Below are 25,250 nucleotides of genomic sequence, written 5' to 3' on the forward strand. Positions count from 1 at the left end.
CCGCCACTGTCGCCCCGCCCCGCCACTGTCACGCCAGAGTGGCCGTCGAGCCCGAGCGCCACGCTGGCGTGACGCAACGTGCTGGGCCGTCTCCGCTGTGTCACACCAGAGCAGCTATCGACGTCGACAGCCACTCCAGTGTGGCAACGGGTGGTGGACGACGGGTGGCAGGAGCTAGGCGCGCACCCATTCGCGGGAAGGGTTACCGCTCGGCGCGCTGGTAGGCCGTCACGACGGCCGCGCCGCCGAGGCCGATGTTGTGCTGCAGGGCTGCGCTGACCCCGTCGACCTGACGCTTGTCGGCGGTGCCGCGCAACTGCCAGGTCAGCTCGGAACACTGGGCCAGGCCCGTCGCGCCCAAGGGGTGGCCCTTGGAAATCAGCCCGCCAGACGGGTTGACCACCCAGCGACCGCCGTAGGTGGTGTCGTCGTTGTCGATCAACCGCGGCGCCTCACCCTCGGCGCACAGGCCCAGGGCTTCGTACAGCAGCAGTTCGTTGGCGGAGAAGCAGTCATGCAGCTCGATGACCTGGAAGTCCTCGGGGCCGAGGCCGGACTGCGCGTAGACCTGCTGGGCCGCTTGCACATTCATGTCATAGCCGATGATGTTGGCGGCGCTGCCGTCGAAGGTCGAGGTGAAGTCGGTGGTCATCGACTGCCCGACGATCTCGACCGCTTGGCCGGCCAGGCCGTGCTTGTCGACGAACGCCTCACTGGCCACGATCGCCGCACCCGACCCGTCGGAGGTGGGGGAGCACTGCAGCTTGGTCAGCGGATCGGAGATCATCTTGGCGGCCAAGATGTCGTCGAGGGTGTACTCGTCCTGGAACTGCGCATACGGGTTGTTCACCGAATGCTTGTGGTTCTTGTAGCCGATCTTCGCGAAGTGCTCGGCGGTGGTGCCGTACTTCTTCATGTGCTCGCGGCCGGCCGCGCCGAACATCCACGGTGCGACGGGGAAGGCGAACTCGTCGATTTCGGCCAGGGCCTTGACGTGGCGGCCCAGCGGGGACTCGCGGTCCTGCGCGCCGCCGCCCAGCGAGCCCGGCTGCATCTTCTCGAAGCCCAGGGCCATCGTGCAATCGGCCAGGCCGCCGCGAATCGCCTGTGCGGCAAGGTAAAGCGCGGTCGACCCCGTCGAACAGTTGTTGTTGACGTTGACGACCGGGATTCCCGTCATGCCCAGTTCGTAGAGTGCGCGCTGACCTGAGGTGGAATCACCCGAGCAGTACCCGACGTAACCCTGCTGCACCTGGTCATACGAGATGCCCGCGTCCTCGAGGGCCTTGGTGCCGGACTCGCGCGCCATGTCCGGGTAGTCCCAACCCTCGCGACGTCCTGGTTTTTCGAATTTCGTCATCCCCACGCCGACGACGAACACTTTGTTAGCCATGCAACGGAACATACTTCATTGCGAAATCGGGGCAACCCTCTTCAACTGGAGTCGGTGTCACCGCCCTTCCGCTGACGACGACGGTGGTGTAGACCAGTAGAACGTGTTCTAGTTCTGCCGAGGAGGGGTCTTGACGCTCAAGGTCGTGCAGTGGGCAACCGGTGGGGTCGGCGTGGCCGCGATCAACGGTGTGCTGGAGCATCCCGAATTGGAACTCGTCGGCTGCTGGGTGCATTCGGACGCCAAGAACGGCAAGGATGTCGGCGAGATCATCGGCACCGAACCACTCGGCATCACGGCGACCAGCAGTGCCGAGGAGATCCTGGCGCTGGATGCCGACGCGGTGATCTACTCGCCGCTGATCCCCGACCCTGACGAGGTGGCGGCGCTCCTGCGTTCGGGCAAGAACGTGGTCACTCCCGTCGGCTGGCTGTACCCCAGTGAGAAGCAGGCCGCGCCGATGCGGGCCGCCGCGCTTCAGGGCAATGCCACGTTGCACGGCACCGGCATCGCGCCCGGCGGGATCAGCGAGAAGTTCCCGCTGGTGTTTTCCGCGATGGCAACTGGTGTGAAGTTCGTTCGTGCCGAGGAGTTTTCGGACCTACGTACCTACGATGCGCCCGATGTGGTGCGCCACGTGATGGGGTTCGGCGGGACCCCTGACACCGCGTTGAGCGGCCCGATGCAGAAGATGCTCGACGGCGGTTTCATCCAGGCCGTCAAGATGGTGGTCGATCAGGTGGGCTTCCAGATCGACCCACGCATCCGGGCCAGCCAGGAGATCGCGGTCGCCACCGCGCCCATCGACTCGCCGATCGGCGTCATCGAGCCCGGACAGGTCGCTGCGCGCAAGTTCCACTGGGAGGCCCTCGTCGACGGGGAACCCGTCGTGCGGGTCACGGTGAATTGGCTCATGGGCGAGGAAAACCTCGATCCCGCATGGACTTTCGGATCAGATGGGCAGCGTTACGAGATGGAGGTCCGCGGCAACCCGGACTTCACGGTCATCATCAAGGGCTTCCAGTCCGAGGCCGGCGAAGAAGGCCCGGAGTCCGGCGTCGTCGCCACCGCGGCGCACTGCGTCAACTCGGTGCCCGCGGTGTGTGCCGCCGAGCCCGGCGTCGTCACGTACCCGGACCTGCCTCTCATCACAGGCAAAGCCCGCCGAAGCTGAGGTTGTGTTCGAGATTTTCGCGGAAACTCGCACACAACCTCAGGTTCGGCGCACAACACCTCAGGGGCGCACCAGGATCCGGATCGGATTGCCTTCCTGGCGCTCCAGCTTGTCGATGCCCAGGGCGATGTCTTCCAGTGACACGATCTCGCTGATCGAGCGGGACAGGTCCAGCCGGCCCAGCGACACCAGCGTGGCCAATGTCGAGATGTCGACGTTCTGGTAACCCAGGTGGCCGAGCACCTGCTTCTGGGTCAGGCCGAACATCGACGTCGGGCCGATGGTCGGTTCCTGGGCGCTCATTCCGACTGCGACCAAGCGGCCTCCGACGGTCAACTGGCCCAACGCCTGCTCGAACGTCGACTTCAGCCCCACCGCGTCGAACGCCACGTCCAGTCCCCGGCCCCCGGTGACCTCGGCGATCTTCTCGCCGAGCTGCTCGTCAGCGGCGTCGAACGCATAATCGGCGCCGAGTGACAGGGCACGTTCGAGCACCTCGGGTTTGATGTCGACGGCCACCACCGGCACGGCACCTACCAGCCGGGCCAGCTGTGCGATGTGCGTGCCGACCCCGCCCAGCCCCCACACTCCGACCGACTCCCCGATGCCGACCTTGCCGGTGCGCACCACGGCGCCGTACGGCGTCGAGACCGCATCGGCCAGGATCGCGGCCTGCTCCAGCGGCACGTTGTCGGGCACCCGGGTGAGTCCGACCGCCTGAGCCAGCGTGTATTCGGCCCACGCCCCGTCATAGGCGAAGGCCATCAACTGGATTCGCATGCAGTTGGCGATGTCGCCGCGCCGGCAGTTGGGGCATTGCAGACACGGCCGGCCGGCTGCGACGATGACGCGGTCGCCCTCGGCCCAGCCGGTGACACCCGGGCCCAGCTTGGCGATGGTGCCCGAGGCCTCGTGACCTTGCGTGACCACCGGGGCCTGCGCGGGGAAGGTGCCGTTGATCAGGCTCAGGTCGGAATGGCAGATGCCGCAGAACGCCACCTTGACCAGCACCTCGCCAGGGCCGGGCTCGGGTATCGGAACATCTTCCACCGCAACGCGTTTGGTGTCGGCATAGAAGCGTTCCGCCCGCATGGTGGGCCCCAGATCGGCGGTCATGGCATCCCCTTCGTCTACCCGGCTACTATCGGAAATCATGGCACTTCATCGGGTGTGTTGAGGCGATGTGCCGATTGTTCGGTCTGCACGCCGGCCGCCGACTGGTGCCGGCGACCTTCTGGCTGCTCGATGCTCCGGACAACCTCGCTGAGCAGAGCCGGCGCAACCCAGATGGCACCGGGCTGGGGGTATTCGGGCCCGACGGTCTGGCCGTGGTGCACAAGGAGCCGGTAGCGGCGTGGCAGGATTCCGAATTCGCCACGGAGGCACACGATGTCACTGCCACGACATTCATCGCCCACGTTCGTTACGCCTCGACGGGCGCGCTGGATCCGGTGAACACCCATCCGTTCGTCCAGGACGGCCGGATCTTTGCGCACAACGGCGTCGTCGAAGGTCTGGACGTGCTCGACGACCGAATCCGTGAGCTTGGGGTGGCAGAGCTCGTCCAAGGCCAGACCGACTCCGAGCGCGTGTTCGCGCTCATCACCGCGGCCGTGCGGGCGCGCGACGGCGACATCGGTGCGGGCATCGTGGACGCCGTCGGCTGGCTGGCCGACAACGTAGGGATCTACGCGGTCAACCTCCTGCTCAGCACCGCCACCGACATGTGGGTGCTGCGCTACCCCGACACTCACGACCTGTACGTGCTCGACCGCAGACATTCGTCACAGCGGCGCCTGCGCCTGCGCAGCGCGCGGATCCGCGCCGAGTCGGAACAGCTGACCACGCAGCCGTCGGTGGTGTTCGCCAGCGAGCCGATGGACGGTGAGGACTGGCGGCCCATCGCCCCCGGTGAGTTGGTACATGTCGATGCGAACCTGGAGATCAACCCTCAGCGGGCATTTCCGGAGCCGCCGCGCCACCTGCTGCGCCGCGAGGATCTGAGCGCCAAGGCTGCGGCGTCGCAGCACGGGTAGCCTGGCACACTCGACGTTCGTGACTTCCAAACGTGCACTGGTGCTCGCCGGTGGAGGTATCGCAGGCATCGCCTGGGAAACCGGCATCCTGCAGGGCATCGCCGACGAATCTCCTGAAACTGCCGGCGCGCTGCTGGACTCCGACGTGCTGGTGGGCACGTCGGCGGGTTCGACGGTGTCCGCGCAGCTCAGCAGCGGCCTGCGGCTGGAGGAACTGTTCGAGCGCCAGGTCGGTGCCGTATCGGCCGAACTCGACCCCGACGTCAGCATCGACAGCGTCACCGACCTGTTCGTCAAGGCCATGCTGACGCCCAACACCACCAAAGCGCAGAAGCTGCAAGGCATCGGCGCGGTGGCAGCGAGCACCGCCACCATCGACCCGGCGGTGCGGCGCAAGGTGATCGAACAGCGCCTGCCGTCGCACGACTGGCCCGACCGGGTGCTGCGGATCTCGGCGATCGACATCGACACCGGCGAACTGGTGACGCTGGACCGAGACTCCGGGGTGTCGCTGGTCGACGCGGTTGCCGCCAGCTGTGCGGTCCCCGCCGTGTGGCCGGTCGTGACGATCGGCGGCCGACGCTTCATGGACGGCGGCATCGGCAGCGCGGTCAACATGGCGCTGGCGGCCGACTGTGACACCGCGGTCGCCCTGGTGCCGCAGGGCCGCTCGACACCGTCCCCGTTCGGCACCGGCGCTGCCGAGGAGGTCGACGGCTTCGACGGACGCTCCTTGGGGATCTTCGCCGACGATGACGCCCTTGCCGCGTTCGGCAAGAATCCGCTCGACCCGGCGTGCCGGGTGCCTTCGGCCCAGGCCGGACGCGCGCAAGGCCGCAGGGTGGCGGCCGAGGTCGCCGCGTTCCTGGCGGGCTGACAATCAGCCGTCGAGCGCGCGGGCAGTCAGCTCTCGGCCGATGTCGATGACCTCGGCGGCCCGGTGGAATTCCAGGCTCCGGCACACCGTGCGCGGCACCTCGATGAGCAGGTCCGGCGGGTACGCCGCGAGCGTGTGCCGGGCCAGCGCGGCCTGCGCGATGTCGATGGTGCGGTTCATCACCTCGAAGCTGCCCAGCTTCGGCACGTCGGCCGGTTCCGGCACGTCAGGCACCTCGGGCACCGCTGGATCGGGGACGCCTACGGCGTCGTCCGGCACGTCGGCCTGATCGTCGTGCCCGGCCTCGTCGGATCCGGAACTGTCCTCGGGCGGCAGTGAGGCCCCGAACCGGCTCAACACCGCGCGAGCAGTCGGACGATCCAGCACGGACCGCACCGACGCCGTGTCCAGCACAGCCGATGTACTCCGCATCATCCGGTTGAGCCACTCGGTGGTCGGCCGCCGCTCGGGATCCTCGGGTGCGGCCGCGGTGCCCGGGTCACCGCCGGCCAGGCTGACCGCGATGGTGAGGTCGGCGTTGACCGCAGCGATCGGCGCCATGGGCAGCGGGTCGAGGATGCCGCCGTCACCGAGTAGCCGGCCATTGAGCACATGCGGGGCGATCACGCCGGGAATGGCGATCGACGCCCGGATCGCCGAGTCCAGCGCGCCATGCTGCAACCACACCGATTTGCCGGTGATCAGATCCGTCGCAACCGCGGTGTAAGGGATCGGCAGTTCTTCGATGGTGGCCTCGCCGATGATGTCGCGGACCGCATCGAGAATTTTCTCGGCGCGCAGGATCCCGGCCGCGGTGATCGACGGATCCAACAGCCGCAGCACGGCCCGCTGGGTCAAAGTCCGCGCCCAGTCAGCGAACTCATCGAGCGCACCGGCTGCGTGCAACCCGCCGACCAGCGCCCCCATCGATGACCCGGAAACCCCGACGACCTCGTAACCGCGATCCTGCAGCTCGTTGATCACCCCGATGTGCGCGTAGCCGCGAGCCCCACCACTGCCGAGGGCCAGAGCAACACGCATACGTCCATTGTGAAGCACGTGGGGGAGATGGTCGCCACCTCGTACCCGGGCCTGGGCCCGACGGCAAGTCTTAGAACATGGTTTGAGACCCGCTCTGCATCCGCCGGGCGGCGGTGATGCCAATTAGCATCGGTACAAGGACATTTCGGCCTGGCCCGTTCCGTCGGCCGGCCGGGCAGTCATATCGCGAGCTGACCCGGATGCCCCGTCGATGTTCTGGGGATGCGCAGATCAGCGGCATCTGGTCAACCAACAGAAGGAGAATTTTGACCACGCTCGAACACACTGCGGCCGATTTCGCCCACCCGTTCGACGACGCACGTGCCCAACTCCGCGATGCCGTCACGATCCTGGGTTACGACGACGGAATGTACGAGCTGCTGGCCAGCCCCCGCCGCGAGCTCACCGTGGCCGTTCCGCTGCATCGGGATTCCGGTGAGTTGGAACTGCTCATCGGACATCGGGTACAACACAACGTCTCTCGTGGCCCGGCGAAGGGCGGTTTGCGCTATTCCCTTGACGTCACACTCGACGAGGTTCGCGCCCTGGCAATGTGGATGACGTGGAAATGCGCACTGCTCGATGTGCCCTACGGCGGCGCGAAAGGCGGGATCCGCATTGATCCGCGTCAGTACAGCTGCGCCGAACTCGAACGCATCACCCGGCGCTACACCAGCGAGATCAGTCCGCTGATCGGGCCGGACCATGACATCCCCGCACCCGATGTCGGGACCGACGAGCAAACCATGGCCTGGATGATGGACACCTATTCCGTTCAGAAGGGGCACACCGTTCTCGGGGTCGCCACCGGTAAGCCGGTGAGCCTCGGCGGTTCTTTGGGCCGGGCGACGTCGACATCGCGCGGGGTCGTCCACATCGCCCTGGCTGCCCTGCGGTCTCGTGGCGTCAAACCCGAGGGGGCCACCGCCGCGGTCCAGGGCTTCGGAAAGGTCGGCCGGCACGCGGCCCTCTTTCTCGAGGCTGCCGGTGTGCGCGTCGTGGCGGTATCTGATGAGTACGGCGCCGTCAGCGCTGACTCCGGCCTCGACATCACGTCCTTGGCCGGTCATGTCGACGCCACCGGCTCGGTGGTCGGCTTCGCAGATGCCGACCCGATCGGCAACGAAGACTTGCTCTCGACAGAAGTCGATCTGCTGGTCCCCGCGGCCGTCGAAGGTGTGGTCCACGCAGGTAACGCAGCGCAGATCAAGGCCACCGTTGTCGTCGAGGGGGCCAACGGGCCCACCACCCCTGAGGCGGATCGGCTACTCAACGACGCTGGAACGCTGGTGGTCCCCGACATCCTGGCCAATGCCGGCGGCGTCATCGTCTCGTACTTCGAGTGGGTACAAGCGAATCAGTCGTATTGGTGGGGTGTCGACCAAGTCGAGGCGCGGCTGGCCGAACGCATGCTGACTGCCTGGGAACAGGTTTGCGCCCACGCCGAGAAACTGCGGCGACCGCTTCGCGCGGCCGCGACCTGCCTGGCCGTCGAACGGGTCGCGCAGGCCGGCCGGCTGCGCGGGCTTTACCCGTAGCGCCCCTGGCTCTCCACTTCCTGCCACCACGGCCAGCGTTTCGCCATCCGGTGCAGCCCGTCGCGCAGGCCGGTGCAGCGCACTGGAAGAACGAACTCGACAGTGCGGCAACGCCGTTGGCCGACACTCGCAGTCGGCATCGATCTGGGGTTCGTCGGGGCGGCGCACACTGCGGGCGACGGGATGATCACCGCACCGGCGGCCAGGCCGGCGACGACATCGGCGCGTAGCCACGGTCGCTGATACGGAAGAATTCCTGGCACGCGCACATCCGCAGTATCGCCCACGGCGGACGCATTCGTGCGAGGGTTGATTCCGTGGGTACGCCAGCATTCGCTCGGAAATTGGGCCGTCCCAAGCCTCGTGACGTCATTTCCGGACTGGTCACGGGTCTGTTTTCGATACCCGAGGGCATGGCCTACGCCAGTATCGGTGGCTTCAACCCGGTCACCGGTATCTATGCCGGCATCGTGCCGGGCATCATCGGGTCGCTGTTCGCCCGCACTGTGCTCATGGTGACAACGTTGACCAGTGCCATCGCCCTGACGTCGCGCAGCGTGCTCAAGGAGGCCGGGCTCGATCCGGCGGACCCGGCCAATGTTGCGGCCCTGGCCATTGTGGTCGGCGCGGTGATGCTGCTATTCGGCCTGCTGCGTTTCGGCTCGATCATGAACTTCGTCTCCAACGCGGTGATGACCGGCTTTTCCACCGGTATCGCCCTGCAGATCGTGGCCGGTGTCCTGGGTGACGCCACCGGGTACAAACCGCAGAGCGGCAACACCATTGGCAAATTCATCGACTCGCTGGCGCACATGGGTCTGTGGCACCTGCCCGCCGTGGCCGTGGCGCTGGGCACTGTCGCGGTGTGGGCGGTGTTCCACTTCATCAAGCCACTCGAATCGTTCGCGACGTTGCTGGCTCTCGTCGTGGTGACCGCGGTGGTGGCCGTCGCCAGCATCGACGTCGAAACCGTCGGTGACATCGCGGCGATTGCGAATGCGCTTCCCCCGGTTACGGTTCCGAACTTCGCCGCGATGCCCGAACTGATCGTCGGCGGCGTGGCGGTGGCGCTCGTCGCGCTGGCTCAAGCCGCGGGCATCTCTGCGGCCGTGCCGAACCCGGACGGCAGCCGCACCAATATGAACGGAGATTTCCTGGCCCAGGGCGCGGCAAATGTGGCAGGTGGCATGTTCGGTGCGTTGCCGGCCGGCGGCTCACTGTCCCGCACCGGGGTTGCCACCTCGGCCGGCGCTCAGACCAGGTGGGCCGGCATCTTTGCCGGTATCTGGCTGGCCGGTCTCGTGTTGATCGCAGGCTCGGTCGCAGAGATCATTCCGATGCCCGTGATCGGCGGCCTGATCCTGGTGATCGGGGCTGAGCTGGTGGTCGGCCGGCTGCCCGACATCAAGCTGGTGCTGCGGGTCGCGCCATTGTCGGCGGTGGCGATGCTCATCACGTTCGCCGCCACCACCCAGCTGCCGCTGCACACCGCGATCGTCATCGGCGTGATCACCTCGCTGGTGCTGTACTGCGCGAAGGCCGCCGAGGCCGCGCAGCTGATGGCACTGATCCCCACAGCGGACGGAGGCTGGCAGCAGGCTCCCGTCCCGGAACGGTGCGCCAGCAACGATGTCACGGTGCTGCACTACGCCGGGGTGGGCCTGTTCGCCGAGGTGGCGCGCATCGACGAGACCTGGCCGCGGGCCGACGACACCACCAACGCCGTTGTGGTGCTCAGCCTGCGGTCACTGCCCGACGTTCCCTCATCGGTGACGATCAAGGCGCTGCGCCGTTGGGCAGGCCAACTGGCGGCCAACCACGGCAGGCTGATGATCGCGGGAGTCAACCCCGGCACCGCTGACGTGCTGCGGCGCGGTGGCCTCGACGACCTACTGGGCGACGACGGCGTCGTGCCCGCCTCCGACCGGGTCTTCGGCGCGCTCGACGTCGCCGTCGAGCGCGCCCGCGCCTGGGTGACCGCCCAGGGCGGGGAGGCGGGGGACTCGCCGCAGCGTGATTCGAACTAGCTGCAGAGCTCGTCGGCGGCCGCCCGCGCCGCGACGATGACGGCAGCCTGACGTCCCGGCTCAAGCTGAGCCCACGGCACGTTGTAGGTGCCCGGCCCGGGTGCCGCGTCAGGTGCCTGCACGCTCGCCAGGTACGGCTCGACCTGTGCTTTCAGATCCCCGCCCTTGGCCTGCATCCACAGCTTTGCGGCATGACAGGCCTGGAAATACTCCTCTTCGGTGGACTGCGCATCGGCACCCACGGCGGTGGTGACCCCGCCGGGCGATGTCGCCACCTCGCCGGGTGCGGCCGTCGGGGTCGGCGCCTCGGTGGTCGTGGTCGCCTGCGGGGACGGCGACGTGGATGCGTTGGACTGGCCCTTGCCGGCGTCTGTCGAGCACCCGATCAGCAGGCTCAATCCGGCGGCGGTGAGGGCTCCGGCGGTCAGGCGTGTGGTCCACGTGTAACTGCGCATGCAGCCAATCTATGCAACCCCGCCCGCTCGCCAGCACGCTTGTCCGTCTTTACCCTTTCGGCGGATGCGGGTCATGGCCATAGGAGTTCTTCTCCGATATCGTGCCGTCGACATTGCGGATGGTGTGCTCGACGTGACGGGCCTTTGCCATGTCGCGGCCAACGGCCTGCTGCTGAGCCTTCGTCCCACCAGCGTGGGCGGCGCGGCTGCTGCCTTCCACCTTCGACTTCCACACGCCGTCCTCGATGTAGGTGCTGATATCACCCTTTGCCATGGTCGCCTCCTAAAATTGTCCGATCAGTGGTGGAGTTGGCATACCCCGCTGACCCGGTTCTTCAATCTGTGAGCCGCCGGTTGATGCCGCCGGTCGATGCCGCGTGAACAGGGGCCTCTGATCGGCCGTCCGCACCGTGGTTGGCTGGAAGGATGTCCTTGTGCGCAGACGTTCGCCTCCAGCATGTCGCGATGGTGTCGTGCCGGTCGGCCTTCGCAGACGATTGACCGCCGGACCAGGATGAACAGCGAGCACCTTTGGCGCGGAACGTCTCCCGACGAGCGGGCCGACGACCGCCGCGAACGGTTGATCACCGCGTGCCTGGAGATCGTGGGAGATCACGGCTCCAAGGGCCTGGTGGTTCGCGCCGTCTGCCGTGCGGCCAATGTGAGTCCACGGCATTTCTACGAGAGCTTCGCCGACACTGACGCCCTCCTGCTCGCCACGTACGAACGTGCGGTGTCCGACCTACTGCGCGCAGTCGTCTCCGACGGCGACGGCGCCGACCAAGCCGGCCGTACCGGCAACGCCCGCGCTCGGCTGTACGGTGTGTTCGACAGCGCGACAACATATCTGGGCGATCATCGTCGCGCCGGTCACCTCATCTTCGGGGAAGCACTGACCAATGACGTGCTGCGCACGCGTGCTGCGGTCACGCTGCCGATGTTCCTGCGTGCCGTGCAGCAGATCGCAGTCACCGGCGAGAACGAATCCGGCCCCTCGCAGTCGCACCTCCAAGCGGCTCTGCTGTCGGGCGGTCTGGCCGCGGTATTCGTGGAATGGCTCTCGGGCTCCGCCAAATTCACCCGCGAACAGCTGGTCTCCTATTGCGCGGAGGCCACCTGGGCGGTGCTTTCGTTGCCGGAGCCGCCGCACCAGTCTTGACAGGTGTCAAGCCATAGGAAACACTCGTTTCCCATGACTGCTGATGTGGGCGATGGGTTGCGTGATAGCGCTGCTGTCGATCCGGAAGGCTTTTTTGGTCCGCAATCCGTGGCATGGCGTGTCCTCAGTGCACCGGCGACGGCGTTGATGATCGCCCAGATCACCAACCTCCTGGAAGTGCCGCACAGCGATTTCCAGGCCGTCTTGATGGGCCACGACCCCCTCTTCCCGACCAATTCGAAGCGGCAACGCGGCGCGGGCACCGCCCCCGACAGCAAGAGTGGCCACTTCCACGACCGGCTGCGCCGCACGGTGGTGGTTCCCCTGCCGATCCTGTTCGGCGACAAGCAGACAGCGACTCTTGCTGCGAGAAAGCTCTTCAACTATCACCGCCCAATGGCGGGTAACCGGCCCGGCGACGGTGCTCCGTACTCTGCGACCGCGGCCGAGTCCATGCTCTTTGCTTCGGTGACAATTGCCCACGCCGGCCTGATCGCCTACGAAAAGTACGCTCTGACCGATCGTCGGCGGCCCGGCCGACTGACCGCCGACGAGCGCGACCAGTACTTCCGTGAGATGGCGCAACTGCCACTGCTGATGGGTGTGCCGTCACAGGACATCCCGCGCAGCTCCGCGGAAGTCGATCGCTACTACCGGTCACTCTCCTCGAAGATGACCTACCTGCCGGGATGGCGCCGCGCCCAGCGGCGGACAGGTTCGGCGCTCCTGCGGCCGGACAACGCCACCGACATCAGGTCCACCCTTGCCGACATCGCACTGATGATCTCGGCAGTGCCGGCCTACGCGGTGCTGCCCACCCCGTCACGCCGCTTGCACGGGATCGGATCCTGGGCCGATCCGGTCCTCAAACTCGTCTACGTATCTTCGTTGCCGCTGTTCGCCCTCCTGCGTATGCGCGGGGTGCGGCGGGCCGCGCTGGCCTGGTACGTCGGATCACACGACGCGGCGGTGCTGGAGAAAGCAGCCTCCCGGGCTCGGCAACGCGCCGTCACAATCGCTGATCCTGTTGCCTGACAGAGGAATCCATGACTGTACTGACCATCCCCGAGGGCAGCGATCCGCTCATTCTGTCGGCAGAGTCCGCGCTCGCGTCGTTCGACGAGTTGCCGCCGTGCCCGGCGTCCGTCCTGCGAGGGTGGTGGACCGGCCGCGAAGTCCACACCGGGCACCCGCTGGACGGCGTCCTGGCCAACGTCTCGTGGTACGGCAAGCGATTCGACGAGCAGGGCGCGGTACATCCGCTGGTGGTCAGCGACAGTGCCGGCAACCCCTATCCGCTCAACCCCAGCGTGGTGCCCTACCGGCTCATCACCCATCCGATCTCCACCCCGGCCGTCGTCAAACGGCTGGCCCCCGGTTTGATGACGGTGTTGCGGCCGCTGGTCCGCGCCCGGCAGCACGGCGCTCGACTCGACATGGCGGAATATCGCGGCGTCGTTACCGCGACCATGACGTACCTCGACCGTCCGATCGTCGACGTGTTCCGCAAAGTCGACGACGACACCGTGCTCGGATTGATGGACTACCGGGGCGTGTCGCGCCCAAGTTTCTTTGTGCTCCAACGCGATTCCACGCGTTGACCAACCCACCGAGAGCGAAGGAGCTCACGTTGTTCGACGAAGAACTGTTCCAGAAGGCGCTGGACCAGCCTCGCCTTCAGGGGCACGTGCCCACCTACCTCAAATCGAACAGAGCCGAGCCGATACGGGTGCTCAAAGAGCCCGAACTGCAGGCGATGACCAAACAGTGGTTTGTCGATTTCGAATCGAAGCTCGACCACTACAGCAAGCACTTCCAGACCGACCTGTCCTGGGTGATGACGTGGGCCAAGAAGTACTGGTGGAGCTTCCTCGTCCGGGACATGGACCTCAACCACGAACTCTATGCCCCCGACATCAAATACACCGATGTCAGCACCTTCGGGCACACCATCCGTGGTATCGACGAGTTCGTCACCTACAACTTCGCGTTCTTCGAAGCGATTCCCGATTGGCGTTACGATCCGCTGCCCGATCAGGTCTATCTCGACGTAAAGCCTGACGGCACAGTGCGCACGATGATCCGCTACATCGGCAGCGGCCATTGGACGGGGGCTCTCAGACTGCACCCCTTCGACGATTCCGCGCCGCGCGTGTACGGCACGGGTCAGTTCATCCAGTGCCCGGCAGTGGACCGTTACCACTTCAACAAAGACGGACTGATGGAGGAGGGCGAGACGCTCTACGACATCGTCGACGGACTGCAGCGGGGCGGCATCCTTCCCGGTGGGGACAGCAGGCTGCTTCGGGGCCTGTTCGGGCTGAGCAAAGTCCCCGCCACGGCCTCGAGGTTGACACGAGGCGTCACCACACTGCTGGGCCGCCGGTAACCGACCGGTCGCGTCAATGGGTTTCGGGCGGCTTTCGCGCAACCTGCGTTTAAGGCTGTAGGGGGTGCCGCGAACCGCCCGAAACACGGCACTGTCAGGGCAGATGGGCGCTGCGCGGACTGGCGTCCGCGCAGCGTTCAGGCGGGTGGTCAACGCAAGTCGCCGAACTGTGCAACACTGGCCGCTATGACGGAACGGACCGGATTCCAGGAGTGTTGTCGGGTTCGCTAGCGCGCCCGCCTGTCCTGATCCGCCGTCATTTCTGGAGCTTGTCCGATGCTGTCCGCACTGGCCCCTGTGCCTGCCGTCTCCGCGCCCACGCGACTGCGCCTACCCGACTTGTTGCATACCACCGACCGCGCCGCCGACGACGTGTTGTCCGGCCGCTACGACCGCTTGCTGAGAGGGCTGCCGAAAGACGACCGGTGGTACACCAGGTTGTCCGGTGACGACGAAGTCGAGGTCTGGCTGATCAGTTGGGTGCCCGACAAATCGACCGAACTGCACGACCACGGTGGGTCGCTGGGCGCCCTCACCGTGGTATCCGGCACTTTGCGTGAAACCCGTTGGGACGGTGAACTGTTGCGGCAACGGCGGCTCACGGCCGGTGATCAGGCGGCGTTTCCCCTGGGGTGGGTCCACGACGTGGTCCATGCACCCGGCCGAGTCGCGGTGAGCGAGCCGACGCTGAGCGTGCACGCCTACTCACCGCCGTTGACCGCGATGTCCTTCTACGAGGTGACACCACAGAACACGTTGCGTCGCAACCGAACCGAACTCACCGACGCGCCGGAGGGTTGACAATGAGCCGAATCGACACCGTGCTGGAGCAGGCCCGCGCCCGGCTGCACCGCCTACCCGCCTCGGACCTGCCCGCTGCATTGGATGCCGGCGCCGTGCTGGTCGACATCCGGCCGGCTGCCCAACGTGCCGCCGAGGGCTCGGTGCCCGGTGCGCTGGTCATCGAACGCAACGTCCTGGAGTGGCGCTGCGATCCGACCAGCGACGCGCGGATTCCGCAGGCCGTAGGCGACGACGTCCACTGGGTGATCCTGTGTTCGGAGGGCTACACCTCGAGCCTGGCTGCCGCCTCGCTGATCGACCTCGGTCTGCACCGGTCCACCGACGTCGTCGGTGGCTATCACGCGTTGGCGGCCGCCGGGCTGGTGTGATGGCTCAGGCGTTCTCGTTGCTGTGCAGCGTCGGGCGCAGCTTCTCGGTCTTCTCCGGTGTCCAGCCCGGCGGCTGCAACACCGCGGCCCAGGCATTGGCGACATCTTTGACGTAGACATGGCCGTGCCCGTCGGGTACGTCGACCGCCACCGCCATATCCGCCGACACCTGCAGGAACGTCACGATCGGAATCCACTGCATGCGCCCGGACACGTCGTACCCACGCGGCTCTTTGAGCCAATCAGGTTCGGCGAACAGCAGATCCGTGTTCCACCAGGCGATCGGGTCGGAAGCGTGCTGCAGATACACTGCGCGCGGGTGGCCCCACGGATCATCAGGCCGGCCCAAATTGCGGGCCTCGGCGGAGAACCGGACGTTCTCGCCCTTGTCGTAGATCGGCAGCCACATGGGCGAGCCCTTGTCGCGGTTGATGGTCAGATCGGTCCAGATCGTGTTGTTGAACGTCGGCCCCGAGAACAGGGCACCATCGGTACGCGCGACGAGGTTGTTGAGGGCGAGGAACGGAGCCTCACCGCCGAACGAGCCGAGGCTTTCACCGAACACCACCAGCTTGGGGCGCCGGGCCTCGGGCATCGCCTTCACCAGCTCGTCGACGGCCTCGAACAAGGCCTGCCCGGCCTGCCGCGCGTTCTCCTTGTCCACCAGGAACGACAGCCAGCTCGGCAGGAACGAGTACTGCATGCTCACGATCGCGGTGTTGCCGTTGTACATGTACTCCAGGGCCGAGGCCTCGGCCTCGTTGATCCACCCGGTTCCCGTGGTGGTGGCCACCGCGACCACGGCCCGGTCCAAGCCGCCGGTGCGTTCCAGCTCCTTGGCCGCCAGGGCGGCAGTGGCCTTGATGCCGTCGGCGGAATGCAGGCCCGCGTAGGCACGGATCGGCTCGACCGCAGGCTTGCCGTTGAACCGCGAAAGCTGTTGCACGGAAGGTCCGTTGGACACGAAAACCCGGCCTTGATGGCCGAGGGACTCCCAGCTGGTCAGCGACTCGGGCCCGCCGGAACGCAGCCTCGATGTCGGGGCAGTGGTGTCCGGACTGTCCTCGTCGTTGACCGAAGAGAAGGTGTTGTTGATCTTCTCCATCGCGAACCGCGCCACCACACCGTTGAGCAGTGCGATGGTCAACGCCAACAGCAGGACCACCACGACCACCGCCGAAACCCGCGGTGGCGCAAAACGGTTGAGCTGGCGAACCAGGTACCGCACCAGTCTGCCGACCAACTGGCCGATTTCGACGAACACGAACAGCACCACGATCGAGAGCGCCGCGGTCAGCGGATGGTCCCAGAACTTCAGCCTCGGCACGCCCATGAAATCGCGGACCTCGTCCTGCCAGACATGGAAGTAGACGATCATCAGGATCTGGCCGATGATCCCGACCACGACCAACGTCACCCAGGCCCACCTGGGCGCCTTCGGGCTGGTCTCGGCCGACCGCATGTAGCGCACCAGCCACACCCCGAAAACGCCTAGCCCATAGCCGATCGCGCCGGCCCCGCCGCTGACCAGGCCCTGAAACAACGGGCCGCGCGGCAGCAGCGACGGGGTCAGCGAGAACCAGATGAACACCAGGCCCACCGCCGTGCCGAAGAACGTGTAGTGACGGACCCACCAGTCGGGTCTGTCCGCCGGCGGGACCGGAGACGGCGCGGCTTCGTCGGTTGTGGCGGTGTCGGTCACCCGTCGACCTTAGCGATGGGTGAAGTTTGCGGCGCGCTTCTCGGAGAACGCCGCCATGCCTTCCTTCTGGTCGGCGGTGGCGAACGCCGAGTGGAACAGCCTGCGCTCGTAGAGCAATCCCTCGCTGAGGCTGGACTCGAAGGCGCGGTTGACCGCTTCCTTGGCCATTCGGGAGGCCGACAGGGACATTCCGGCGATGGTCTCGGCCACGGCGAGGGCCTCGTCGATCAGTGAATCCGCCGGCACCAGGCGGGAAACCAGGCCGGCGCGCTCGGCTTCCACGGCGTCGATGGTGCGGCCGGTCAGGATCAGGTCCATCGCCTTGGCCTTGCCGATCGCCCGTGTCAGCCGCTGCGAACCTCCCATGCCGGGCAGCACGCCGAGCTTGATCTCAGGCTGACCGAACTTCGCCGAATCCGCAGCGATCAGGATGTCGCACATCATCGCCAGCTCGCAGCCGCCGCCGAGGGCATATCCGGCAACCGCGGCGATGGTGGGGGTGCGGGTGGCCGCGAACTTCGACCACAGCTCGAAGAAGTCCGCCGAGTACACATCGGCGAACGACAGCTCGGCCATCTCCTTGATGTCGGCGCCTGCGGCGAACGCCTTCTCGCTACCGGTGACGATGATCGCGCCGACGCCGGAGTCCGCGTCGAGTTCGGCTGCGGCGGTGGTCACTTCGGTCATCACCTGGCTGTTGAGCGCGTTGAGCGCCTTGGGCCGGTTGAGGGTGATGGTGGCGACCCGGCCGGTGCGGGTCACCAGGATGGTCTCGAAATCAGTCATTTGTTGTCCTCCTGGAAGGTCAGGTCAGGGTCGGCCGGAACGAAGTACGCCTCGACATCGGCGGGGGTGACCGCTGCGATCGAGGCGGGGGACCACTGCGGGTTGCGGTCCTTGTCGACGAGCTGAGCCCGGATGCCCTCGACGAAATCATGGGATTTCACCGACGCGCACGAGGTCCGGTATTCCTGGCGCAGCACGTCTTCCAGTGTCTCCAGCGTGGCCGCCCGGCGCACCGCTTCCAGCGTGACGGACAGGGCGACGGGGGAGCGGGTGCCGATGAGTTCGGCGGCGTCGTCAGCCTCGGTGCCGTGGGCCTTCAGCGCCGCCAGGATGTCGGCCACGGTGTCACCGGCATAGCACCCATCGATCCAGTCGCGCTGTTCCAGCAGAGGGCTGGCGGGCGGATCGATGGCGTAAGTGGCCAGGGCCTTCTCGACACCGTCGGTGACGACGGACTCGATGAGCTCGGCCAACTTGTCGTGCGGCACGAAGTGATCGGCGAAGCCCATCGCGATCGCGTCGGCCCCGGAGAACGGTGCACCGGTGAGCGCGGCGTGCAAGCCCAGCCGTCCCGGGGCCCGCGACAACAGGTAGGTGCCGCCGACGTCGGGGATGAAGCCGATGCCGACCTCGGGCATCGCCATCTTCGTGGTGTCGGTGGCGATACGGACGCTGCCGTGGGAGGCGACGCCCACGCCGCCGCCCATCACGATGCCGTCCATCAACGCCACATACGGCTTGGGATAGCTGCCGATATAGGCGTTGAGCAGGTATTCGTCGTACCAGAACTTGCGCGCCGCGTCACCGCCCTCGCGGGCGCTGTGATAGAGCGCCACAACGTCGCCGCCTGCGCACAGGCCGCGTTCGCCAGAGCCGGTCAGGAGCACGGTGTGAACGGAGGCATCGTGCTCCCAGGCGTGCAGCGCCTCGGAGATACCCGCGACCATCGCATCGTTGAGCGAGTTGATCGCCTTCGGCCGGTTTAGCGTGAGGATTCCGACGCCGTTGCGGACACTTACTAGGACGTCCTCGTTTTCTGTCACGAGTTGCAATCTAGTTCGGACCCCCAGGGACCATGCGCTACGGGTAGGGTTTGCCTCAAGATCAAACCTGGAAGTTTCCTGAGAGTCTTTTCGCCTTGACGGGAACCCACCCGGAACATTGATCGTTGAGCTAGTAGTTCGTTACCGAACATCTCATAGGAGAGGACCCGACGGTGCGCGAAACCAGCAACCCGGTATTCCGCAGCCTGCCCAAGACGCAGGGCGGATACGCACAATTCGGTACCGGAGCCAGCGGCTTCGGTGCACAGCAGGTGCATGCGCAGCCCTACGCGCAGGAGTACCTGGAACAGCCGCAGACCGGTGTTTCCCGGCCCCTGACCATCGATGACGTCGTCACCAAGACCGGTATGACGCTGGCCGTCGTGTCGGCCGTCGCGGTCGTGTCCTACTTCCTGGTGGCCGGCAACGAAGCCCTGATGATGCCGTTCACCCTCATCGGTGGCCTCGGCGGTCTGGTGATGGTGCTGATCGCGACCTTCGGGCGCAAGCAGGACAACCCCGCCATCGTGCTGACCTACGCGGCGCTGGAGGGCCTGTTCCTCGGTGGCGCGTCGTACCTCTTCGCGAACCTGGTGTCCAGCGGCGGGCCGAGCATGATCTTCCAGGCCGTGGTGGCCTCGATCGGTGTGTTCATCGGCATGCTCGTGGTCTACAAGACCGGCGCCATCCGAGTGACACCCAAGTTCACCCGGATGATCGTCGCCGCGATGTTCGGTGTCCTTGCACTGGTTCTGGTGAACTTCGTCCTCGCGATGTTCGGCGTGGGCGGCGGTGAAGGCCTGGGCCTGCGTTCCGGCGGCGGCCTGTCGATCGCGTTCTCGCTGTTCGTCATCGCCCTGGCCGCGTTCAGCTTCCTGATCGACTTCGACGCTGCCGACCAGATGATCCGCGCCGGCGCTCCGGAGAAGGCCGCGTGGGGCATCGCCCTGGGCCTGACCGTCACCCTGGTCTGGCTGTACATCGAGATCCTCCGGTTGCTGTCGTACTTCAACAACGATTAGCGACCCTGCCCGAGAAAGGCGTCCGCGATTGCGGGCGCCTTTTTCTTTTGCGTTGACGCTGCCGGTGGGGGTGTTGGTTACTCGTGCTTTTGTGCCGTGGGCGCAGAGTCAGGTGAGTGTCTGGTGTGGGGGACGGTGTGGGAACAGGTGGCTACGCCGTTGGTTCTGCGGTGAGGGCGCAAGTTACTCGTACTTTTGCGCCCTCCACGCAGAACCAAAGCGGAAACCCGAACTAGGAGAGCCGCTCCACAACCATCGCCATACCCTGGCCGCCACCGACACACATGGTCTCGATGCCGAAGGTCTTGTCCTGGGTCTGCAGGTTGTTCAGCAGCGTGGCGGTGATGCGGGCACCGGTCATGCCGAACGGGTGGCCCAGCGCGATCGCGCCGCCGGACACGTTCAACTTGTCCTCGTCCATGCCGAGGGCACGGGCCGAACCGAGCACCTGCACCGCGAACGCCTCGTTGATCTCGTAGAGGTCGATGTCGCCGATGCTCATGCCGGCGTTGGCCAGAGCCTTCTTGACGGCCTCGATCGGGCCAAGGCCCATGATCTCCGGCGACAGGCCGGACACACCGGTGGACACCACGCGGGCCAGCGGGGTCAGGCCCAGCTCCTTGGCCCGCACGTCGCTCATCACCACGAGTGCGGCGGCGCCGTCGTTCAGCGGGCAGGCGTTGCCGGCGGTCACGGTGCCGTTGGGGCGGAACACCGGCTTGAGCTGGCTGATCTTCTCGTAGGTGGTGCCGGCACGGGGGCCGTCATCGGTGGACACGACGGTGCCGTCGGCCAGCGTGACCGGGGTGATCTCGCGGGCGAAGAAGCCGGAGTTGATGGCCTCCTCAGCACGGTTCTGCGAGCGAACCGCCCAGTGGTCCTGGTCCTCACGGCTGACGCCGGTGTGCAGTGCGACGTTCTCGGCGGTCTGGCCCATGGCGAGGTAGACGTCGGGCAGCAGGCCGTCCTCGCGCGGGTCGTGCCATTCCTCGGCGCCGGCGGCGGCCTGCTCGCTGCGGGCCATGGCGTCGGCATAGAGGGGGTTCTTGGTGTCGGGCCAGCCGTCGGCGCTGCCGCTGCCAAAGTTCGACACGGTCTCCACACCGGCGGAGATGAAGGCGTGGCCTTCTCCGGCCTTGATGGCGTGGAATGCCATGCGGGTGCTCTGCAGTGAGGACGAGCAGTAGCGATTGACCGTGGTGCCGGGCAGGAAGTCGTAGCCCAACTGGACCGCGACCGTGCGGCCGATGTTGAAACCGGACATACCGCCCGGCTGACCACAGCCCATGATCAGGTCGTCGATTTCGCGCGGGTCCAGCGCGGGAACCTTGTCCAGGACGGCCTTCACCATCTGGGCGGCGAGATCATCGGGCCGCATGGTGACGAGTGATCCCTTGCCGGCCCGACCGATGGGGGAACGGGCGGTGGCAACGATGACGGCTTCAGGCATGACGGCTCCTGCTAATCGAATGGCTTGAAAACTCAGTTGAAACTAGCCCGCGTGCACCACGACGGGTGCGGGTACCCCGGTCGAGCGGCGCCACAGCCTGCTGACCCCGCCCAGACGGTCCAGCAATGTCCCGGTATCGGCGGCTCCGGATTCCAGGGCCGCATCGCCGTCCCACTCGCCGAGGGCGCTGCACAGTGCGGGCAGCAACTGTTTGGCCGCCAGGGCGTATCCGGCCGCCGAAGGATGGAACATGTCCTCAGAGAACAGCAGGTCAGGGGACTTGTAGAAGTCGGGGGCGAGCAGGTCGGAGAACGGGACGGGAACACCACCGGCGGACCGGACCGCAGCGGCCTGGGCGCGGGCCAGCCGTAGGCCGCGGTTGCGGGCCACCGCGCGCAGGGGCTGGGGGATCGCGCTGATCACCCCGAAGTCGGGGCAGGTGCCGACCACGACGACGGCTCCCGCCGAGCGCAGTCGCCGGACTGCGTCACCGACGCGGCGGGCCGACGGGCCGATGCCGTTGGGTTTGGTGATGTCGTTGGCCCCGATCATGATCACGGCGGCATCGGGCGGTGGACCCGCGACGAACATCGCGTCGATCTGGCCTGACAGACCCTTGGAGGTAGCGCCGACGATCGCCTTGGTGCTCAAGCGAACTCGTTGGCCGAACTGTTCGGCCACACCGCGCGCGATCAGCACCCCGGGAACTTCGTCGGCCGCATGGCAGCCGTAACCGGTGGCCGTGGAGTCGCCGAAGATCATCAGATGCACGTCGAACGGGACGCCGCGTTCCCACTTTTCGACGGGCCCGCCGCCGGGGTGATACACGCCGTCGGCGCGAGGCGGAATGTCCCAGGATTTGGGAATGACCTGACGGGCCTTGTCGGCCTGCCCGCTCAAGAGGTTGCGGGCTCCGATGTAAGCCGATCCGGTAGACGCCAGCGTCGCCGCAGCGGCGAGGGCGATGGTCGACCGGCGCGGGACGCGCACGTGAGGAGCGCTTCGGCTTGAACCCACGTGATCAGTTTAGGCGGATGAGACAGGTTGTCCGCGTGGCGGCGCAGCGTGGCGATCACAGTGCTGTATCAAGTCCGGTATCAATTCAGTTTATTTGACTGTTGAACTGTTTACGGATGTCAAGCTAAGTTACCCGGGTTGTCTGAGTGACGAAGCGCACCTAGCACTACAAAGACGTAGGAAGTGGTGACGATGACTGCACCGAGCAAGGTATCCAGGTCGCATCATGCTGGCATAAGCCCAGCTAGGGCCCACCGCGGGCGCAGGTTTCCGGTCAGTGACGGCGCCCCCGTCGAGGTGGTCGAGGACGGGCCGAGCCTGGCAGGGCGATTGGCTTCGCTGGCGGCAACGCTGACAATCAAGCCGACCTTGGCAATTGGTAGCCATGCGCCGCATCTGCCGTGGCCATTCGGGTTCGTCAATTTCGCCGCCCGGCTGATCCGGCCGGTGCCCGGAACCATCAAGGCCACCATCGCGCTCCCGAACTGCACGGCACAGCTTGTTCGGGCCGACGGCGTGCTGCCGGCCGACGGGAAACGCAGCGTCATCCTCTACCTGCACGGCGGAGCATTCTTGGCCTGCGGTGCCAACACGCACTCCGGGATCGTCACTGCACTGTCGGGATATGCCGACAGCCCGGTGCTGGTGGTCGACTACCGAATGGTCCCCAAGCACTCGGTGGGCACCGCGATGGACGACTGTTACGACGCCTACCGCTGGCTGCGGCTGACCGGCTACCAGCCGGACCAGATCGTGTTGGCCGGCGACTCGGCGGGCGGATACCTGTCTCTGGCGCTGGCCGAGCGTCTGGTCGACGAAGGCGAGATGCCCGCGGCCCTGGTGACGATGTCGCCGCTGTTCGAGATCGACAACGAGTCGCGGGCCAACCACCCGAACATGCATACCGATGCGATGTTCCCGGCAAAGGCCTTCGATGCCCTCGTCGAGCTCATCGAGGCCGCGGCAAAACGCAAGGGTGAGGATGTCTACGAGCCACTCGATCACGTCGAGTCCGGTCTGCCGCGCACGCTGATTCACGCATCCGGCTCGGAGGTCCTGCTCAGCGATGCGCGGAAAGCCGCGCACATGCTGGCCGCCGCGGGTGTTCCCGTCGAGCTGCGGATCTGGCCCGGTCAGATGCATGTCTTCCAGCTCGCGTCACCTCTGGTGTCGGAAGCGAAGCGCTCCTTGCGTCAGATCGGCGAATACATTCGAGAGGCCACCTGGTGAGCATTTAGCGGGCCTGAGACCATTGACGTATGCGCATCGCCAGGCACATCAGTGAGCTCATCGGCAACACCCCGCTGGTTCAGCTGAACTCGGTTGTCCCCGAAGGCTCGGGCAAGGTCCTGGCCAAGATCGAGTACCTGAACCCCGGTGGCAGCTCCAAGGACCGCATCGCGGCCAAGATGATCGATGCCGCCGAGGCCAGCGGTGAGCTCAAGCCCGGCGGCACCATCGTCGAACCGACGTCGGGCAACACCGGTGTCGGCCTGGCCCTGGTGGCCCAGACCCGCGGCTACAAGTGCATCTTCGTCTGCCCGGACAAGGTCAGCGAGGACAAGCAGAATGTGTTGCGCGCCTACGGCGCCGAGGTCGTGGTGTGTCCGACGGCGGTACCGCCGGACCACCCGGACAGCTACTACAGCGTCTCCAACCGCCTCGTCGAGGAGATCGAGGGCGCCTGGAAGCCGGACCAGTACTCGAACCCGATGGGGCCGGAGAGCCACTACGAGACGACGGGTCCGGAGATCTGGGCCGACACCGACGGCACGGTGACGCACTTCGTCGCCGGCGTGGGCACCGGCGGCACGATCACCGGGACCGGTCGTTACCTCAAAGAGGTGTCGGACGGGAAGGTGAAGATTGTCGGCGCCGATCCGGAAGGCTCGGTGTACTCCGGCGGGACCGGCCGCCCCTACCTGGTGGAAGGCGTCGGCGAGGACTTCTGGCCCTCTGCCTACGACCCCGCGGTGCCCGACGAGATCATCGCTGTCTCCGACGCCGATTCCTTCGACATGACCCGCCGGTTGGCTCGAGAGGAAGCGCTGCTGGTCGGCGGATCCTGCGGCATGGCGGTGGTGGCCGCGCTGGAGGTGGCCCGCCAGGCCGGACCGGACTCGGTCGTCGTGGTGTTGTTGCCCGACGGCGGACGCGGTTATCTCTCAAAGATTTTCAACGACGCGTGGATGTCCTCCTACGGGTTCCTGCGCAACCGGCTCGACGGGTCGATCGAGCAGTCGACAGTCGGCGACGTGATGCGCGGCAAGTCCGGCGCGTTGCCCGACCTGGTGCACACCCACCCGTCGGAGACAGTGCGCGACGCGATCGGCATCCTCCGCGAATACGGTGTCTCCCAGATGCCGGTGGTCGGCGCCGAGCCTCCCGTGATGGCGGGCGAGGTCGCAGGCAGCGTGTCCGAGCGAGAATTGCTGTCCGCGGTTTTCGAGGGCCGGGCAAAGCTGGCCGACGCCGTCGCCGAGCACATGAGCCCGCCGTTACCGCTGATCGGCGCGGGTGAGTTGGTCTCCACGGCAGCCAAGTCGTTGCGCGAGTGCGACGCGGTCATGGTCGTCGAGGAGGGCAAGCCCGTCGGTGTGCTCACTCGTCACGACCTGCTGGGTTTCCTGTCCGACGGCGGCAGGCACTAGACACGTCGGGGGCATCGTCACGCGTGGAATACCTTGCCTCTGGCAACTTCTCGGCTAGGGTGGGCTGGCCTAGGACTGGCAAACTCCGTCACCACCAAAGCCACGGCGACGAACGTCCTTCTGTCCACAGCGAATGCGCTCGTGTTGGCCTGTCAAACCGGGTTGACGGTGCGTAATCTGCCTGTGGAGCAGTCTGTACATCTAGGTGCTGGCAGAAAGTAGCGTTCGCGGAGCGCTATCGGCAGATGAGGAGAGCTTTCGACGTGACTGATCAACCGCCCCCCGGGAATTACCCGCCGCCGCCAGAGGGTGGCTACC

25 protein-coding genes are annotated in these 25,250 nt (G+C 66.3%); 14 read left to right on the forward strand and 11 right to left on the reverse strand.

Going from position 1 to position 25,250, the window contains the following annotated elements; translation table 11 throughout:
• Positions 1-202: 202 nt before the first annotated feature.
• Complete coding sequence (locus E0T84_RS29715) at positions 203-1,393, reverse strand: lipid-transfer protein (RefSeq protein WP_070186272.1); 1,191 nt, start codon at positions 1,391-1,393, stop codon at positions 203-205.
• Between the two features lie 130 nt (positions 1,394-1,523).
• On the opposite strand from E0T84_RS29715, the gene E0T84_RS29720 reads away from it, so the two are divergent.
• Positions 1,524-2,567 (forward strand): dihydrodipicolinate reductase, encoded by a 1,044-nt coding sequence (locus E0T84_RS29720; RefSeq protein ID WP_070186238.1) that lies wholly within the window; start codon positions 1,524-1,526, stop codon positions 2,565-2,567.
• Positions 2,568-2,627: 60 nt separating this feature from the next.
• On the opposite strand, the gene E0T84_RS29725 is transcribed toward E0T84_RS29720, so the two are convergent.
• Positions 2,628-3,671 (reverse strand): zinc-binding dehydrogenase, encoded by a 1,044-nt coding sequence (locus E0T84_RS29725; RefSeq protein WP_371726385.1) that lies wholly within the window; start codon positions 3,669-3,671, stop codon positions 2,628-2,630.
• Between the two features lie 77 nt (positions 3,672-3,748).
• Here E0T84_RS29725 and E0T84_RS29730 point away from each other — a divergent pair, with 77 nt between their 5' ends.
• On the forward strand, positions 3,749-4,603 hold the full coding sequence (locus E0T84_RS29730) for a class II glutamine amidotransferase (protein WP_138746265.1): 855 nt from the start codon (positions 3,749-3,751) through the stop codon (positions 4,601-4,603).
• 19 nt (positions 4,604-4,622) lie between these two features.
• Positions 4,623-5,480 (forward strand): patatin-like phospholipase family protein, encoded by an 858-nt coding sequence (locus E0T84_RS29735; protein WP_070186241.1) that lies wholly within the window; start codon positions 4,623-4,625, stop codon positions 5,478-5,480.
• 3 nt (positions 5,481-5,483) lie between these two features.
• On the opposite strand, the gene E0T84_RS29740 is transcribed toward E0T84_RS29735, so the two are convergent.
• Positions 5,484-6,521, reverse strand: a complete 1,038-nt coding sequence (locus tag E0T84_RS29740; RefSeq protein WP_070186242.1) for a patatin-like phospholipase family protein — start codon at positions 6,519-6,521, stop codon at positions 5,484-5,486.
• Between the two features lie 266 nt (positions 6,522-6,787).
• Here E0T84_RS29740 and E0T84_RS29745 point away from each other — a divergent pair, with 266 nt between their 5' ends.
• The gene (locus E0T84_RS29745; RefSeq protein WP_249383782.1) at positions 6,788-8,059 is read left to right on the forward strand and encodes a Glu/Leu/Phe/Val dehydrogenase; all 1,272 of its coding nucleotides are present in this window, start codon (positions 6,788-6,790) and stop codon (positions 8,057-8,059) included.
• Here the strand turns inward: E0T84_RS29745 and E0T84_RS29750 are convergent.
• A complete protein-coding gene (locus tag E0T84_RS29750; RefSeq protein ID WP_138746267.1) occupies positions 8,050-8,322 on the reverse strand; it encodes a hypothetical protein in 273 nt (90 codons plus the stop codon). The two genes, E0T84_RS29745 and E0T84_RS29750, sit on opposite strands and share 10 nt — an antisense overlap.
• A gap of 54 nt (positions 8,323-8,376) precedes the next feature.
• Here E0T84_RS29750 and E0T84_RS29755 point away from each other — a divergent pair, with 54 nt between their 5' ends.
• Positions 8,377-10,086, forward strand: a complete 1,710-nt coding sequence (locus E0T84_RS29755; protein WP_138746268.1) for a SulP family inorganic anion transporter — start codon at positions 8,377-8,379, stop codon at positions 10,084-10,086.
• On the opposite strand, the gene lpqV is transcribed toward E0T84_RS29755, so the two are convergent.
• Together lpqV and E0T84_RS29765 are read right to left on the reverse strand one after the other, a co-directional pair.
• Positions 10,083-10,541: a lipoprotein LpqV gene (lpqV, locus tag E0T84_RS29760; RefSeq protein ID WP_138746269.1), complete on the reverse strand. Its 459-nt coding sequence runs from the start codon at positions 10,539-10,541 to the stop codon at positions 10,083-10,085. The two genes, E0T84_RS29755 and lpqV, sit on opposite strands and share 4 nt — an antisense overlap.
• A 49-nt stretch (positions 10,542-10,590) precedes the next feature.
• Positions 10,591-10,815: a DUF2188 domain-containing protein gene (locus E0T84_RS29765; protein WP_070186246.1), complete on the reverse strand. Its 225-nt coding sequence runs from the start codon at positions 10,813-10,815 to the stop codon at positions 10,591-10,593.
• A gap of 240 nt (positions 10,816-11,055) precedes the next feature.
• Between E0T84_RS29765 and E0T84_RS29770 the strand changes: the two genes are divergently transcribed.
• The 6 genes from E0T84_RS29770 to E0T84_RS29795 all read left to right on the forward strand — a co-directional run bounded on the left by E0T84_RS29770 (position 11,056) and on the right by E0T84_RS29795 (position 15,261).
• A complete protein-coding gene (locus E0T84_RS29770; protein WP_171055227.1) occupies positions 11,056-11,700 on the forward strand; it encodes a TetR/AcrR family transcriptional regulator in 645 nt (214 codons plus the stop codon).
• A gap of 33 nt (positions 11,701-11,733) precedes the next feature.
• Positions 11,734-12,735, forward strand: a complete 1,002-nt coding sequence (locus tag E0T84_RS29775; RefSeq protein ID WP_070186248.1) for an oxygenase MpaB family protein — start codon at positions 11,734-11,736, stop codon at positions 12,733-12,735.
• An 11-nt stretch (positions 12,736-12,746) separates the two neighbouring features.
• Positions 12,747-13,301 (forward strand): DUF4334 domain-containing protein, encoded by a 555-nt coding sequence (locus E0T84_RS29780; protein ID WP_138746271.1) that lies wholly within the window; start codon positions 12,747-12,749, stop codon positions 13,299-13,301.
• Positions 13,302-13,330: 29 nt separating this feature from the next.
• Entirely contained in the window at positions 13,331-14,089 is a 759-nt protein-coding gene (locus E0T84_RS29785) for a nuclear transport factor 2 family protein (protein WP_138746272.1), read from the forward strand.
• Positions 14,090-14,365: 276 nt separating this feature from the next.
• A complete protein-coding gene (locus tag E0T84_RS29790; RefSeq protein ID WP_138746273.1) occupies positions 14,366-14,890 on the forward strand; it encodes a cysteine dioxygenase family protein in 525 nt (174 codons plus the stop codon).
• 2 nt (positions 14,891-14,892) lie between these two features.
• A complete protein-coding gene (locus E0T84_RS29795; RefSeq protein ID WP_070186252.1) occupies positions 14,893-15,261 on the forward strand; it encodes a rhodanese-like domain-containing protein in 369 nt (122 codons plus the stop codon).
• A gap of 4 nt (positions 15,262-15,265) precedes the next feature.
• On the opposite strand, the gene E0T84_RS29800 is transcribed toward E0T84_RS29795, so the two are convergent.
• The 3 genes from E0T84_RS29800 to E0T84_RS29810 are packed head-to-tail and all read right to left on the reverse strand — an operon-like array spanning position 15,266 to position 18,792.
• Positions 15,266-16,963, reverse strand: coding sequence for an alpha/beta-hydrolase family protein (locus E0T84_RS29800; RefSeq protein ID WP_138746274.1), 1,698 nt, complete (start codon positions 16,961-16,963; stop codon positions 15,266-15,268).
• 9 nt (positions 16,964-16,972) lie between these two features.
• Positions 16,973-17,749, reverse strand: a complete 777-nt coding sequence (locus E0T84_RS29805; protein ID WP_138746275.1) for an enoyl-CoA hydratase — start codon at positions 17,747-17,749, stop codon at positions 16,973-16,975.
• Positions 17,746-18,792, reverse strand: a complete 1,047-nt coding sequence (locus tag E0T84_RS29810) for an enoyl-CoA hydratase/isomerase family protein (RefSeq protein WP_138746276.1) — start codon at positions 18,790-18,792, stop codon at positions 17,746-17,748. Before E0T84_RS29810 ends, E0T84_RS29805 begins: the two co-directional genes overlap by 4 nt.
• A 173-nt stretch (positions 18,793-18,965) precedes the next feature.
• On the opposite strand from E0T84_RS29810, the gene E0T84_RS29815 reads away from it, so the two are divergent.
• A complete protein-coding gene (locus E0T84_RS29815; RefSeq protein WP_070186256.1) occupies positions 18,966-19,814 on the forward strand; it encodes a Bax inhibitor-1/YccA family protein in 849 nt (282 codons plus the stop codon).
• Positions 19,815-20,046: 232 nt separating this feature from the next.
• Here E0T84_RS29815 and E0T84_RS29820 read toward each other — a convergent pair whose 3' ends face one another.
• Together E0T84_RS29820 and E0T84_RS29825 are read right to left on the reverse strand one after the other, a co-directional pair.
• Positions 20,047-21,264 (reverse strand): acetyl-CoA C-acetyltransferase, encoded by a 1,218-nt coding sequence (locus E0T84_RS29820; protein WP_070944635.1) that lies wholly within the window; start codon positions 21,262-21,264, stop codon positions 20,047-20,049.
• Positions 21,265-21,306: 42 nt separating this feature from the next.
• Positions 21,307-22,254: an SGNH/GDSL hydrolase family protein gene (locus E0T84_RS29825; RefSeq protein ID WP_138746278.1), complete on the reverse strand. Its 948-nt coding sequence runs from the start codon at positions 22,252-22,254 to the stop codon at positions 21,307-21,309.
• Positions 22,255-22,473: 219 nt separating this feature from the next.
• On the opposite strand from E0T84_RS29825, the gene E0T84_RS29830 reads away from it, so the two are divergent.
• Entirely contained in the window at positions 22,474-23,511 is a 1,038-nt protein-coding gene (locus E0T84_RS29830) for an alpha/beta hydrolase (RefSeq protein ID WP_138746277.1), read from the forward strand.
• 29 nt (positions 23,512-23,540) lie between these two features.
• Positions 23,541-24,932 (forward strand): cystathionine beta-synthase, encoded by a 1,392-nt coding sequence (locus E0T84_RS29835; RefSeq protein WP_070186259.1) that lies wholly within the window; start codon positions 23,541-23,543, stop codon positions 24,930-24,932.
• Positions 24,933-25,250: the final 318 nt, after the last annotated feature.

Source organism: Mycobacterium sp. DBP42, assembly GCF_005924235.1.
Lineage (GTDB): Bacteria > Actinomycetota > Actinomycetes > Mycobacteriales > Mycobacteriaceae > Mycobacterium > Mycobacterium syngnathidarum.

What these genes read in the sequence shown, in the direction of transcription:
- E0T84_RS29715 (WP_070186272.1), bottom strand. Translation starts at nt 1,393, where the DNA reads ATGGCTAACAAAGTGTTCGTCGTCGGCGTGGGGATGACGAAATTCGAA.
- E0T84_RS29730 (WP_138746265.1), top strand. Translation starts at nt 3,749, where the DNA reads ATGTGCCGATTGTTCGGTCTGCACGCCGGCCGCCGACTGGTGCCGGCG.
- E0T84_RS29740 (WP_070186242.1), bottom strand. Translation starts at nt 6,521, where the DNA reads ATGCGTGTTGCTCTGGCCCTCGGCAGTGGTGGGGCTCGCGGCTACGCG.
- lpqV (WP_138746269.1), bottom strand. Translation starts at nt 10,541, where the DNA reads ATGCGCAGTTACACGTGGACCACACGCCTGACCGCCGGAGCCCTCACC.
- E0T84_RS29765 (WP_070186246.1), bottom strand. Translation starts at nt 10,815, where the DNA reads ATGGCAAAGGGTGATATCAGCACCTACATCGAGGACGGCGTGTGGAAG.
- E0T84_RS29770 (WP_171055227.1), top strand. Translation starts at nt 11,056, where the DNA reads ATGAACAGCGAGCACCTTTGGCGCGGAACGTCTCCCGACGAGCGGGCC.
- E0T84_RS29775 (WP_070186248.1), top strand. Translation starts at nt 11,734, where the DNA reads ATGACTGCTGATGTGGGCGATGGGTTGCGTGATAGCGCTGCTGTCGAT.
- E0T84_RS29780 (WP_138746271.1), top strand. Translation starts at nt 12,747, where the DNA reads ATGACTGTACTGACCATCCCCGAGGGCAGCGATCCGCTCATTCTGTCG.
- E0T84_RS29790 (WP_138746273.1), top strand. Translation starts at nt 14,366, where the DNA reads ATGCTGTCCGCACTGGCCCCTGTGCCTGCCGTCTCCGCGCCCACGCGA.
- E0T84_RS29795 (WP_070186252.1), top strand. Translation starts at nt 14,893, where the DNA reads ATGAGCCGAATCGACACCGTGCTGGAGCAGGCCCGCGCCCGGCTGCAC.
- E0T84_RS29805 (WP_138746275.1), bottom strand. Translation starts at nt 17,749, where the DNA reads ATGACTGATTTCGAGACCATCCTGGTGACCCGCACCGGCCGGGTCGCC.
- E0T84_RS29820 (WP_070944635.1), bottom strand. Translation starts at nt 21,264, where the DNA reads ATGCCTGAAGCCGTCATCGTTGCCACCGCCCGTTCCCCCATCGGTCGG.
- E0T84_RS29830 (WP_138746277.1), top strand. Translation starts at nt 22,474, where the DNA reads ATGACTGCACCGAGCAAGGTATCCAGGTCGCATCATGCTGGCATAAGC.
- E0T84_RS29835 (WP_070186259.1), top strand. Translation starts at nt 23,541, where the DNA reads ATGCGCATCGCCAGGCACATCAGTGAGCTCATCGGCAACACCCCGCTG.